The organism is Mixta sp. Marseille-Q2659, assembly GCF_940807255.1.
In the GTDB taxonomy this organism is placed as follows: domain Bacteria; phylum Pseudomonadota; class Gammaproteobacteria; order Enterobacterales; family Enterobacteriaceae; genus Mixta.
On record NZ_CALNWY010000034.1, the window covers coordinates 22,750 to 34,801 of the forward strand.

The following is a 12,052-nucleotide window of genomic DNA, read 5'->3' on the forward strand; positions in this document are numbered from 1 at the left end:
TAACAGGGTGAAGCGGGCAAAAAAAACCGGGCCTCAGCCCGGTTTTTCAACATATCAGCGATTAATGTTCAAACATCGCCGAGATGGATTCTTCATTGCTGATGCGACGAATCGCTTCAGCTAACATGCCGGAAAGCGTCAACGTACGGACGTTAGGCAGCGCCTTGATCTCATCGGCCAGCGGGATGGTATCGCAGACTACAACTTCATCAATGACTGAGTGACGCAGGTTTTCTGCCGCATTGCCGGAGAAGATCGGGTGGGTCGCATAGGCGAAAACACGCTTGGCGCCGCGCTCTTTCAGCGCTTCCGCTGCTTTGCACAGCGTACCGCCGGTATCAATCATATCGTCAACCAGCACGCAGTCACGGCCTGCCACGTCCCCAATAATGTGCATCACCTGAGAAACGTTAGCGCGCGGACGACGTTTATCAATGATAGCCATATCGGTATCGTTAAGCAGTTTGGCAATAGCGCGAGCGCGCACGACGCCGCCGATGTCCGGTGAAACCACAATCGGATTTTCCAGACCAATTTGCAACATATCTTCCAGTAAAATCGGGCTACCGAACACGTTATCAACCGGAACGTCGAAGAAGCCCTGGATCTGTTCTGCGTGCAGGTCCACTGTCAGCACGCGGTCAACGCCGACGCTGGAAAGAAAATCCGCAACCACTTTAGCCGTAATCGGCACACGCGCAGAGCGCACGCGGCGATCCTGACGGGCATAGCCAAAGTAGGGGATGACAGCAGTAATACGACCGGCGGAAGCGCGACGCAGCGCGTCTACCATTACAACCAGCTCCATCAGGTTGTCATTGGTAGGGGCACAGGTGGACTGGATGATGAAAATATCACCACCGCGTACATTTTCATTGATTTGTACGCTCACTTCACCATCGCTGAAACGACCGACGGCGGCGTCGCCCAGGCTGGTGTAAAGGCGGTTGGCAATACGTTGTGCTAGTTCCGGGGTGGCGTTACCAGCAAAAAGCTTCATATCAGGCACGAGAAGAACCTCAGGCTTTGCGTCCAGAGAATGCACACAGGCGAGCGGCAACGGGCGCGCTTATCCGCTGCGTGCGTGCATACGGGTGTATTAAAGCGTGCAGTGCAGCGTCTGGAACAGGGTGACGCTGTCACATTACGCCAGGTGCCCTGAAAGTATGCGGTGAAGGGGCGAAAGGTTTACGCCTTGCGCGACGAATCCCTGCATCCAGTTCGGGGCCAGCTCAAGCACCTGACGGGCAGCGGACTCGGTGTCGAATTCTGCAAACACACAAGCGCCGGTTCCTGTCAGGCGCGACGGCGCGTATTCTAGCAGCCAGGAAACAAGCGCATCAACCTCGCGAAAACGTTTTCTTACGACTGCCTCACAATCATTGCTGAAAGGCGCCGCTAACAGCGCAGCAAATGAGCGTACCGGCGAATTACGCGTCAGCGCCGGATCGTTGAACACCAACGGCGTCGGAACCGAGACGCCGGGATGCGCAACCAGATACCATTTTTCCGGCGGTTCGACGGGCTGCAGCGCTTCGCCCACGCCCTCGGCGAAGGCGGCGTGGCCGCGCACGAACACCGGCACATCAGCACCCAGCTGTAAACCGAGCGCGCACAGCGTCTCATTTTCCAGGCCGGTCTGCCACAGGTGATTCAGCGCCACCAACACCGTGGCGGCATTGGAAGAGCCGCCGCCCAGTCCGCCGCCCATCGGCAGGCGTTTGTCGATAGCAATATCCGCGCCGGCCTGCACGGGCAGCGTGCCACGTTCACGTGCGGCGCGCATTAACAGCCGTGCGGCGCGCACAATCAGGTTATCTTCATCAGGTACGCCCGCGACCGGCGTTAATAAACGAATCTCGCCGTGGTTCTGCGGGGTGATGTGCAGGCTGTCGCCATAATCGAGAAACTGGAACAGCGTCTGCAAATTGTGATAGCCGTCAGGACGACGGCCGGTGATATAGAGAAACAGGTTAAGCTTCGCCGGAGCGGGCCAGGTGGTGATCATTGTACGGTCCAGCTATCCATGCGCAGTTTGATACGTTTGTCGCCCTGCTTCAGCTCGATGCTGGCGGGCAGCGCCGGGGTTACCTTATTGTCATAGCCTTGAATGGTAACATCCCACTGCAGGCCGTTGCGCGTATAGCTCAGCGTGCGCAGCTGATATTGCTCATCCAGCGTGAAGTCGGTGGCGTCGCCCGGCAGGCCAAGCATCCATTGACGCAGGTTCGCCAGCGGAATATCCATACCGGTCAGCTGGGAGATCATTTTCTCCGCATCGTTGCTGACGTAGCGTTTGCCTTTGTTATCCACTAACTGCACGGTGTCGCCCTGCGCATCAAGCTGCAGCTCGGTGCTGCCCAGCGGGTTAGTCAGCAGCAGACGATAGCGATCCGGCGCGGTTTGCTGCCAGTTAAAGCGCGCATAAACTTTTTGCTGGTCAGAAAGCCAGGCAAAGGCGCCGCGCGTCTGGTACTGGGTAATTTTTTGTACCGCCTGCTGATGCTGTTGCCACTGCGGGGAGGTCGGGCTTTGACCAGGTCCCTGTGGTTTATTGATGGTACAGGCCGCCAGCAGCACGCTGGCCAGGGGAAGCAGCCGCAAAGAACGGCGGGTGAGCAAATCAAACACCTGGTCATCTCCTCAGACACATTTTTTAGATCCAAACGGATAACGCTAATCATTCGCCTGTTACCCGTCAACGTAGAATTACCGAAATTCAGTCATATCAGCTATATCTTATTACAGTCATAGTCTTTGTATGGCTTTTCATGATCTCACGCATCTTGTAGAATGCGCCCCATAAAACCCCAACAACATTGGGATAACCCGATCTGATTCACCATGACGCTGCTGGCCCTCGGAATAAATCATAAAACGGCACCCGTTGCCCTACGCGAAAAAGTGACCTTCTCGCCGGATACGCTGGATGAGGCTTTAAACAGCCTGCTGGCGCAGCCGATGGTGCAGGGGGGCGTTGTGCTGTCCACCTGTAACCGCACGGAACTTTATCTTAGCGTAGAGCAGCAGGAAAACCTGCACGAGCGTCTGGTGCAATGGCTGTGCGAATACCACAACCTGCGCGAAGATGACGTGCGTAAAAGCCTCTACTGGCACCACGACAACGAGGCGGTCAGCCATCTGATGCGCGTCGCCAGTGGGCTGGACTCGCTGGTTCTCGGCGAGCCGCAGATCCTCGGCCAGGTGAAAAAAGCCTTTGCGGATTCCCAACGCGGCCATTCGCTCTCCAGCGAACTGGAGCGCATGTTCCAGAAAACTTTCTCCGTCGCCAAACGCGTACGCACCGAAACCGACATCGGCGCCAGCGCCGTTTCCGTGGCGTTTGCCGCCTGTACGCTGGCGCGTCAGATCTTCGAATCGCTTTCCACCGTTAACGTGCTGCTGGTCGGCGCGGGCGAAACCATCGAGCTGGCGGCGCGGCATCTGCGCGAACATAACGTTAAAAAATTGATTATCGCTAACCGCACCCGCGAGCGCGCTCAGCTGCTGGCGGACGAGGTAGGCGCAGAAGTGATTGGCCTGGCGGAGATCGATAGCCGCCTGGCGGAAGCGGACATCATTATCAGCTCTACCGCCAGTCCGCTGCCGATTATCGGACGCGGCATGGTCGAACGGGCGCTGAAAGCGCGTCGAAATCAGCCGATGCTGCTGGTGGACATCGCCGTGCCGCGCGACGTGGAGCCGGAAGTCGGTAAGCTGGCCAACGCTTACCTCTACAGCGTAGACGACCTCCAGGCGATCATTGAAAATAATATGGCGCAGCGTAAGGCCGCGGCGGTGCAGGCGGAAACTATCGTCGCTCAGGAAAGCGGCGAGTTTATGGCCTGGCTGCGCGCCCAGAGCGCGGTTGAGACTATCCGTGACTATCGTGAACAGGCCGGTCAGATCCGCGCCGAGCTGGAAGCCAAAGCGCTGACGGCGCTGCAGCAGGGCGCCGATCCGCAGGATGTATTGCGCGATCTGGCCCACAAGCTGACCAACCGGCTGATTCACGCCCCTACTAAATCCCTGCAACAGGCTGCACGCGACGGCGATAGCGAGCGTTTGCAAATCCTGCGTGACAGCCTCGGGCTGGACTAGCTAATTCCCATACCAATACAGGGTAAACCACACCAGATGAAGACTTCTATTGTTGCCAAACTGGAAGCCTTGCAGGAGCGCCACGAAGAAGTGGAAGCGATGCTCGGCGATGCCAGCGTCATCGCTGAACAGGAGCGTTTCCGCGCGCTGTCGCGTGAATATGCCCAGCTTACCGACGTCAGCAAATGCTTCCGTCAGTGGCAGCAGGTGCAGGATGATATTGCCACCGCCGAGCAGATGCTGAGCGATGCCGAAATGCGCGATATGGCAATGGACGAACTAAAAAGCGCGCGCGCGCAGAGCGAACAGCTGGAACAGCAGCTGCAGGTGCTGCTGCTGCCGAAAGATCCCGATGACGAACGCGACTGCTTCGTGGAAGTGCGCGCCGGCGCGGGCGGCGATGAAGCCGCGATTTTTGCCGGCGATCTGTTCCGTATGTACAGCCGCTTCGCGGAAGCGCGCCGCTGGCGCGTTGAAGTGATCAGCGCCAACGAAGGCGAACACGGCGGCTATAAAGAGATGATCGCCCGCGTCAGCGGCGAAGGCGCCTACGGACGCCTGAAATTTGAATCGGGTGGCCATCGCGTGCAGCGCGTGCCGGAAACCGAATCGCAGGGGCGTATTCACACTTCTGCCTGTACCGTGGCGGTTATGCCGGTGCTGCCGGAAGCGGAGCTGCCGGATATTAACCCTGCCGATCTGAAAATCGATACGTTCCGCTCGTCGGGCGCGGGCGGTCAGCACGTTAACACCACCGACTCCGCGATTCGTATTACCCACCTGCCTACCGGCATCGTGGTCGAGTGTCAGGACGAACGCTCCCAGCATAAAAACAAAGCCAAAGCGCTGTCAGTGCTGGGCGCGCGTATTCATGCTGCCGAGATGGCGAAACGCCACGAGCAGGAAGCCTCTACGCGCCGTAACCTGCTGGGCAGCGGCGATCGTTCCGATCGTATCCGCACCTATAACTTCCCGCAGGGGCGCGTGACCGACCATCGTATCAACCTGACGCTTTACCGTCTGGATGAAGTGATGGAAGGGAAACTGGATACGCTGATTGAACCTATCGTGCAGGAGCATCAGGCCGATCAGCTGGCTGCGCTTGCCGGACAGGAATAATGGATATTCGCAGTTGGTTAACTGACGCCTGCCGCGCGCTGAGCGGCGGCGAAAGCCCGAAGCGCGATGCGGAAGTACTGCTTGCCTTCGTTACCGGCAAATCGCGCAGCTGGCTGATGGCGTTTGATGAAACCGAACTGAGTGACGCCCAGCTGACACAGCTTAACGCGCTGATCGCCCGCCGCGCCCGCGGCGAGCCGGTGGCGCATCTCACCGGCGAGCGCGAGTTCTGGTCGCTGCCGCTCACCGTTTCGCCCGTCACTCTGATCCCGCGTCCCGATACCGAAATCCTTGTTGAACAGGCGCTGGCGCGCCTGCCGACTGCCGCGGTCGATATTCTCGATCTTGGCACCGGCACCGGCGCGGTGGCGTTAGCTATCGCCAGCGAACGGTCCGACTGCCGTATTGTGGGCGTCGATCGGGTAGCGGAAGCGGTGCAGCTGGCGCAGCACAACGCGCAAAAGCTGCAGATTACAAACGTCGCCTTTCTGCAGAGCGACTGGTTCAGCGCGCTGGCGCAGAGGAAATTTGCATTGATTGTCAGCAATCCTCCCTATATCGATGGTGCCGATCCCCATTTACAGCAGGGTGACGTGCGTTTCGAGCCGCTGAGCGCGCTGGTGGCGCCGGAGCAGGGGTTGGCCGATATTCGCCACATCGCGCAGGCCGCACGCGATTATTTGCAGCCGGATGGGTGGCTGATGCTTGAACATGGCTGGCAACAGGGCGCACAGGTGCGTAATATCCTGGCTGCCCATGGTTATCAGGCAGTAACAACCTGCCAGGACTACGCAGGTCACGATCGCGTGACGTTAGCTAAATATTAACAGGGAGAACATCATGGCTGCTTATTATGGTGTGATTAAACACCTTCATCTGCTTACCGTCGCTATTACGGTAGTGCTGTTTATTCTACGTTTTATCTGGCTGCAGAGCGGATCGGCCATGATGTCGCAGCGCTGGGTGCGTATCGTGCCGCATATTAACGACACGCTGCTGTTTATCAGCGGCATTTGTCTGGTATTAATTACCCATTTTTATCCGTTTACGCCGCAGGGTTCATGGCTGACGGAAAAGCTGTTTGGCGTTATTATCTATGTCGCCCTGGGCGTAGTGGCATTTGGCCGACGTCCGCGTGAGGCTAAAGTACGCTGGATTGCCTTTATCGTGGCGCTGGCGGTGCTGGGCATCATTATTAAGCTGGCCGTAACCAAACTGCCGCTTTTGGGGATTGTATGACATCAGTAACAAATATTGATTTTAGTGAAGCGCCGCTGTGTGAGGCGGTGATCGCGACCTCGCGCGCTATCCGCACCGATTTTCCTGCCGACGCAGTCAATGCGCAGCTGCAGGCATTGGTGGAGGAGGCGCGCGCTTACGTTTCCACGGAGAAAGGGCCGGATTTGCAGCTGGAAAAGCTGCTGGAGCTGTTTTATAAAAAATGGAAATTCGGCGGCGCTAGCGGCGTCTATAAGCTTTCCGACGTTCTCTGGCTGGATAACGTATTAAATACGCGCCAGGGTACGGCGGTCTCGCTCGGCGTGGTGCTGTTGCATATTGCGCATCAGCTCGATCTGCCGCTGATGCCGGTGATTTTTCCGACGCAGCTGATCCTGCGCGCCGACTGGATGGATGGCGAAATGTGGCTCATCAATCCGTTCAACGGCGATACGCTTAGCGAACATACGCTGGAAGTGTGGCTGAAAGGCAATATCAGCCCCACCGCTGAACTCTATGACGAAGATCTGGACGAAGCGGAGTCATCAACCGTCATTCGCAAAATGCTGGATACGCTGAAAACCGCGCTGATGGAAGAGAAGCATATGGAGCTGGCGCTGAACGTCTGCAATCTGCTGCTGGAAATCGATCCTGAAGATCCCTATGAAATCCGCGATCGTGGTCTGATTTATGCGCAGCTCGACTGCGAACATATTGCGCTGACCGATCTTATCTATTTTGTTGAGCAGTGCCCGGAAGATCCGGTAAGCGAAATGATTAAAGTTCAGATTCACGCAATTGAACAGAAACAGGTGACGTTGCACTAAGCGGCGTTGGCCATTCAATGAAAAAAGGCGAAGGCATGAAAGAAAAAGTTGTCAGCATCGGTGATATTCAGGTCGCCAACGATCTGCCATTTGTACTCTTTGGTGGAATGAACGTACTGGAGTCGCGCGATCTGGCGATGCGCATCTGCGAACATTACGTTAACGTAACCAACAAGCTGGGCATCCCTTACGTATTCAAAGCCTCTTTCGATAAAGCTAACCGTTCATCCATTCACTCTTACCGCGGCCCCGGCCTGGAAAAGGGCATGAAGATTTTTCAGGAGCTGAAGCAGACCTTCGGCGTGAAAATCATCACCGACGTGCATGAACCTTCCCAGGCGCAGCCGGTGGCTGACGTGGTGGATGTGATCCAGCTGCCTGCCTTCCTTGCCCGTCAAACCGATCTGGTTGAAGCGATGGCAAAAACCGGCGCGGTGATTAACGTGAAAAAACCGCAGTTCGTGAGCCCGGGCCAGATGGGTAATATCGTCGAAAAATTTGCTGAAGGCGGCAACGAGAACATTATTCTGTGCGATCGCGGCGCCAACTTTGGCTATGACAACCTGGTTGTGGATATGCTGGGCTTCAACGTGATGAAGAGCGTTTCTAACAACAGCCCGGTCATCTTCGACGTGACCCACGCGCTGCAAACGCGCGATCCGTTTGGCGCAGCCTCCGGCGGTCGTCGTGCGCAGGTCGCTGAACTGGCGCGCGCCGGCATGGCGGTCGGCATCGCCGGTCTGTTTATTGAAGCGCACCCGGATCCAGCCAATGCGAAATGCGACGGCCCGTCCGCGCTGCCGCTGGACAAGCTGGAACCGTTCCTGGTGCAGATGAAAGCCATCGATGACCTGGTCAAAAGCTTCCCGGCGCTCGATACCAGTAAGTAATTGCGATATCGCGCCAATAAAAAAGCAGCGGCCTGGCCGCTGCTTTTTTTATGCCGCTTTACCGTTACAGCATAACGGTCATCAGATAGCCGATAAACAGCGCCAGGTGCGCCGCGCCGTTCAGGACATTGGTTCGGCCGGTCGAGAATGAAATATTACACAGGATCAGCACCGAGCCCATGATAATCATCTGCGGCGCCTCAAGGCCGAAAATCAGCTCCTGTCCGGTCAGCGCAGCGATAAGCGTAACGGTCGGCACCGTCAGCGAGATGGTCGCCAGCACCGAACCGAAAAACAGGTTCATTGCGCGCTGCACCTGATTAGCCAGCACGGCTTTAATCGCGCCCAGGCCTTCCGGCGACAGAATCAGCAGGGCGACAAGGAAGCCGGTGAACTGCTGCGGGGCGTTCAGCTCCGTCAGTAAGCTCTCCAGCGGCTCAGCGTTCATTTTCGTCACGCTAATCACCGCCACCAGATGAATCAGCAGCCAGATGGTGTGCCAGAGGCTGCTATGCGCTGAAGGCTTGCCGTGATGCGGATCGCCATCATCGCTGTCATCTTCATGTTCATACACGAACAGGCTCTGATGCGTTTTGGTCTGGATCAGCAGGAATACGCCATACATCGCGGCGGAGATAGCGGAAATCAGCAGCGCCTGACCGGTGGTGAAATTACCGCCCGGCAGCGCATTCGGGAATACCAGCACCAGAATCGCCAGCGGAACAATGGCAATCAGATACTGCTTTACGCCGGCCAGATTAACATACTGGGTGGCGAACTTACGTCCGCCCAGCAGCAGCGCAAAGCCCACCAGCCCCGACGTTACAATCATAATGATCGAGTAGAGCGTATCGCGCATCAGCGCAGGCGCCGCGCCGCCGGTGGCCATCAGCGCAGAAATTAAGCTGACTTCCAGAATCACCACCGACAGGCTGAGGATCAGTGAGCCGTAGGGTTCGCCCAGGCGATGCGCCAGCACGTCCGCATGGCGCACCACGCTAAAGGCGCTGCTCAGGATACCGACCAGTGCTAACAGATTAATCGCGATAACCAGCGGCATTGAACTGGCACTACCGTAGAACCACAGTACGGCCAGCGCAGCCACAGGAAAAAGAAGTGAGTATTCGGTATGGCGGGTTTTCTTACTGTCGTGCGTACCCATAGGCAATATTCTCCTGTCTTAACGATGCATCCCTTATGGCAGAAACCCAATAGCGGGCCTCTAAAGATTACGTGCTGTTATCATTTTTACCAGCGCTGACAGTGTAGTAAGTAAAAATAAATCCGCATGCTTTTTTACTTTATTTTACTATTTCGTTGAAAAAACGTTTATCAGCATAATTTTATTAGTTATTTCAATAAAAACTTTTATTTTCAATGGGATGATTTTAATGTCATCAAAATAAAGGGGCGATTATAGGGTGATTTATGTGCATTAAAACAGGGGATATATGCATTTAGCGGCAAAAAAGCGTTATTCAGGTGATGCCAGCGAAATTTGCTAAAACGGCGCACTGAGCCACACTTATTCTGAACAGCACAGGAGGAAATATGCCTTATAAAACCACAGCTTCTTTGCCAGATAACGTGAAGAACGTCCTGCCTGCTCATGCGCAGGAGATTTATCAGGCCGCGTTTAACAGTGCCTGGGATGAGTATGAAGATAAAAAAGAGCGTCGCGGCGATGAGTCTCGCGAAGAAGTGGCGCACAAGGTCGCCTGGGCCGCGGTAAAAAGCAAATATACCAAAGGCGACGACGACAAATGGCATCCTAAGAAATAAGCATGACCGGGCTGACGTCGCGGCGGCCCGGCAAACCCTTCTGCAACCTTCCGCTTTTTGTGTGCGTCAGTTCATCTCCTGAAAAAATTTCCCTTAATTTCCTCAAGTCTTGTTTTGAACCGCCGATGCTTTTTATAAGTTTCGTTTCTTTTGTGATCCGCTTCACGCTTGCAAGCGCCGCAGGAAATGAATAAGGTCTTTTAAACATAACGCAACGACGGGTAGCTGAATGTCTCAGCTCAGGGAGAAAGCCTGTTCGTCACCAGGAAGGGGATCAGGCTGAGGAGGTAAGGTTGTTAACACGCGAATTCTTATTAAAAGCCGACTGTAAAACCGCTTTTGGCGAGATTGAAGAGTCGCTGTTATGGACCTGCGAACAGCGTGCGGCTTCGCTGGCCGCGACGCTCGCCTGTCGGCCCAATAACAGTCCGGTATGGATTTTCGGCTACGGCTCACTGATGTGGAATCCGGTATTTGATGCCGAAGAGGTTGCAGAAGCCACACTGCGCGGCTGGCATCGCGCCTTCTGTCTGCGCTTAACCGCCGGTCGGGGCACTGCGCAGCAGCCAGGCCGGATGCTGGCGTTAAAAGAGGGTGGGAATACCCGCGGACTCGCGTTTCGGTTGCCGGATGCCAGCCTGTACGAAGAGCTGGAGCTGCTGTGGAAGCGCGAAATGGTCACCGGCTGTTATCTGCCCAGCTGGCGGGAATTAACGCTGAATGACGGACGTCAGGTGACGGCGCTGGTGTTTATCATGGATCCGCGCCATCCGCTGTATGAAGCGGATACCTGTGCTAAAACTATCGCGCCGCTGATCGCCCGCGCCAGCGGTCCGCTTGGCACCAATGCGCAATATCTGTTTTCACTGGCGCAGGAGCTGCACCGTCGTGGAATGGAAGATGCCGCGCTGTCGGAACTGGCACAGCAGGTGCGGGAACTCCAGGTGTGCCATAGTAGTTTGCAGGGATAGGACGGACGCCGTCGGGATGGCGTCCGCCAGGACTTGTTATTTTGTGCGTGCCGGATTAATCAGCCAGGTTCCGGCACGATTAATCTCCAGCTGCTGGCTGTGTAAACCATCCTGCTGCTGGACTTCCACCAGATAATGACCGGCGGCCAGGTTCAGCGCCGCATAGCCGTTATTGCTCGGTTTCACATCCAGCGTTTCCCCGTTCAGCCTGACCGTTTCATCACTGCGCAAGCGCAAATAGACCGTCGCCAGCGTTGGACCATTGCCCTGCGGCTGCGGCTGCGCCTCTGCAGGTGCGGCAGGCGTGGCGCTGGCAGCGGGTGCCGCCGTATCCTCATTGCCGCTGTTGACCAGTACGGCGATAGCGATTACCGCCAGCAACGCGCCGCCGCTCAGCAAAATTAACGGTAGAGAAAGACGGCGCGGCGCACGCGGCGTGAGCGGATCGGCGCTGGAAGCGCCGTGATTGACCGCTAACACCACCGGCTCCGGCGTCGGTGCGCTGTCCGGTTCCACTTTTTCCTGCGCCTGGTTTACGGTGCTGACCAGCTGCTGTACATCGCTGATCGGCAGCGAAATCAGCGCCGCCAGCTCATCAATAGACTGCGGCCGGTCAGAGGGTTTCATCATCAGCGCGCGATCCACCGCATGCAGCAGCGACAGGGAATAACCGGCGGGCTGGCGCTGTGCAAGCGGCTGATAATGATCTTCGATGCAGCGCACCACGCTGGCGGGCGGCGGGCTGCCGGTGATCAGCGTATGCAGCACCGCGCCCAGCGCGTAAATATCGGTCCAGGGCCCCTGCTCGCTGTCGGTCTCTTCGCTGTACTGTTCGATGGGCGCATAGCCGGGCTTCAGCATAATTTCCGTTTCATCGGAAAGGTTGCCGATCTCCTTGCGCGCCGAGCCGAAATCGAGCAGCACCGGCAGCTGGTTGTCCTGAATCTGGATATTGTCCAGCGCAATATCGCGATGCAGATAGCCCGCCTGATGAATGGTGCCGATAGCGCCAAACAGCGGCGGCAAAAGCTGGCGGATCCACTCTTCATTAATGGTATCGGGATGCTGCTGCTGCCACGCCTTTAGCGACATGCCGCTGTACCAGAGCGTGCCCATATAGGCGGTGCCGTTCTCCTCCCAGAAG

At 56.5% G+C, this 12,052-nt stretch carries 14 protein-coding genes; 9 read left to right on the forward strand and 5 right to left on the reverse strand.

The genetic code is table 11. The features are described from left to right. Positions 1-61 precede the first annotated feature (61 nt). The 3 genes from prs to lolB form a co-directional block, all read right to left on the reverse strand. Positions 62-1,009, reverse strand: a complete 948-nt coding sequence (gene prs / locus P3C52_RS18140; RefSeq protein WP_038626473.1) for a ribose-phosphate diphosphokinase — start codon at positions 1,007-1,009, stop codon at positions 62-64. Between the two features lie 135 nt (positions 1,010-1,144). Further along, complete coding sequence (ispE, locus tag P3C52_RS18145) at positions 1,145-2,008, reverse strand: 4-(cytidine 5'-diphospho)-2-C-methyl-D-erythritol kinase (RefSeq protein ID WP_275556319.1); 864 nt, start codon at positions 2,006-2,008, stop codon at positions 1,145-1,147. Continuing rightward, on the reverse strand, positions 2,005-2,622 hold the full coding sequence (lolB, locus tag P3C52_RS18150; RefSeq protein WP_275556332.1) for a lipoprotein insertase outer membrane protein LolB: 618 nt from the start codon (positions 2,620-2,622) through the stop codon (positions 2,005-2,007). The genes ispE and lolB overlap by 4 nt, the downstream gene beginning before the upstream one ends. Before the next feature lie 222 nt (positions 2,623-2,844). On the opposite strand from lolB, the gene hemA reads away from it, so the two are divergent. From hemA to kdsA, 6 genes are read left to right on the forward strand one after another with little or no spacing between them, the layout of a single operon-like run. Beyond that, positions 2,845-4,101, forward strand: coding sequence for a glutamyl-tRNA reductase (gene hemA / locus P3C52_RS18155; protein WP_275556320.1), 1,257 nt, complete (start codon positions 2,845-2,847; stop codon positions 4,099-4,101). 36 nt (positions 4,102-4,137) lie between these two features. Beyond that, the gene (prfA, locus tag P3C52_RS18160; RefSeq protein WP_275556321.1) at positions 4,138-5,220 is read left to right on the forward strand and encodes a peptide chain release factor 1; all 1,083 of its coding nucleotides are present in this window, start codon (positions 4,138-4,140) and stop codon (positions 5,218-5,220) included. After that, on the forward strand, positions 5,220-6,047 hold the full coding sequence (gene prmC / locus P3C52_RS18165) for a peptide chain release factor N(5)-glutamine methyltransferase (RefSeq protein ID WP_275556322.1): 828 nt from the start codon (positions 5,220-5,222) through the stop codon (positions 6,045-6,047). Before prfA ends, prmC begins: the two co-directional genes overlap by 1 nt. Positions 6,048-6,060: 13 nt before the next feature. Continuing rightward, positions 6,061-6,459, forward strand: coding sequence for a SirB2 family protein (locus tag P3C52_RS18170; protein ID WP_275556323.1), 399 nt, complete (start codon positions 6,061-6,063; stop codon positions 6,457-6,459). Next, complete coding sequence (gene sirB1, locus P3C52_RS18175; RefSeq protein ID WP_275556325.1) at positions 6,456-7,265, forward strand: invasion regulator SirB1; 810 nt, start codon at positions 6,456-6,458, stop codon at positions 7,263-7,265. The genes P3C52_RS18170 and sirB1 overlap by 4 nt, the downstream gene beginning before the upstream one ends. A 35-nt stretch (positions 7,266-7,300) precedes the next feature. Further along, a complete protein-coding gene (gene kdsA, locus P3C52_RS18180; RefSeq protein WP_275556326.1) occupies positions 7,301-8,155 on the forward strand; it encodes a 3-deoxy-8-phosphooctulonate synthase in 855 nt (284 codons plus the stop codon). A 64-nt stretch (positions 8,156-8,219) separates the two neighbouring features. Here kdsA and chaA read toward each other — a convergent pair whose 3' ends face one another. Then, a complete protein-coding gene (gene chaA, locus P3C52_RS18185; RefSeq protein ID WP_275556327.1) occupies positions 8,220-9,317 on the reverse strand; it encodes a sodium-potassium/proton antiporter ChaA in 1,098 nt (365 codons plus the stop codon). A 389-nt stretch (positions 9,318-9,706) separates the two neighbouring features. Here chaA and chaB point away from each other — a divergent pair, with 389 nt between their 5' ends. The 3 genes from chaB (at position 9,707) to P3C52_RS18200 (ending at position 10,908) form a co-directional block, all read left to right on the forward strand. Further along, positions 9,707-9,937: a putative cation transport regulator ChaB gene (gene chaB, locus P3C52_RS18190; protein WP_275556328.1), complete on the forward strand. Its 231-nt coding sequence runs from the start codon at positions 9,707-9,709 to the stop codon at positions 9,935-9,937. A gap of 2 nt (positions 9,938-9,939) precedes the next feature. Further along, positions 9,940-10,131: a hypothetical protein gene (locus tag P3C52_RS18195; protein WP_275556329.1), complete on the forward strand. Its 192-nt coding sequence runs from the start codon at positions 9,940-9,942 to the stop codon at positions 10,129-10,131. Between the two features lie 99 nt (positions 10,132-10,230). Beyond that, entirely contained in the window at positions 10,231-10,908 is a 678-nt protein-coding gene (locus P3C52_RS18200) for a gamma-glutamylcyclotransferase (protein ID WP_275556330.1), read from the forward strand. A gap of 36 nt (positions 10,909-10,944) precedes the next feature. On the opposite strand, the gene P3C52_RS18205 is transcribed toward P3C52_RS18200, so the two are convergent. After that, positions 10,945-12,052 (reverse strand): protein kinase (locus tag P3C52_RS18205; protein ID WP_275556331.1); only part of this gene is annotated, 1,108 nt, incomplete at its 5' end.

Bases quoted from the DNA above. Each gene is read 5' to 3' on its own strand.
- ispE (WP_275556319.1), bottom strand. From the start codon at position 2,008: ATGATCACCACCTGGCCCGCTCCGGCGAAGCTTAACCTGTTTCTCTAT.
- hemA (WP_275556320.1), top strand. From the start codon at position 2,845: ATGACGCTGCTGGCCCTCGGAATAAATCATAAAACGGCACCCGTTGCC.
- prfA (WP_275556321.1), top strand. From the start codon at position 4,138: ATGAAGACTTCTATTGTTGCCAAACTGGAAGCCTTGCAGGAGCGCCAC.
- prmC (WP_275556322.1), top strand. From the start codon at position 5,220: ATGGATATTCGCAGTTGGTTAACTGACGCCTGCCGCGCGCTGAGCGGC.
- P3C52_RS18170 (WP_275556323.1), top strand. From the start codon at position 6,061: ATGGCTGCTTATTATGGTGTGATTAAACACCTTCATCTGCTTACCGTC.
- sirB1 (WP_275556325.1), top strand. From the start codon at position 6,456: ATGACATCAGTAACAAATATTGATTTTAGTGAAGCGCCGCTGTGTGAG.
- kdsA (WP_275556326.1), top strand. From the start codon at position 7,301: ATGAAAGAAAAAGTTGTCAGCATCGGTGATATTCAGGTCGCCAACGAT.
- chaA (WP_275556327.1), bottom strand. From the start codon at position 9,317: ATGGGTACGCACGACAGTAAGAAAACCCGCCATACCGAATACTCACTT.
- chaB (WP_275556328.1), top strand. From the start codon at position 9,707: ATGCCTTATAAAACCACAGCTTCTTTGCCAGATAACGTGAAGAACGTC.
- P3C52_RS18195 (WP_275556329.1), top strand. From the start codon at position 9,940: ATGACCGGGCTGACGTCGCGGCGGCCCGGCAAACCCTTCTGCAACCTT.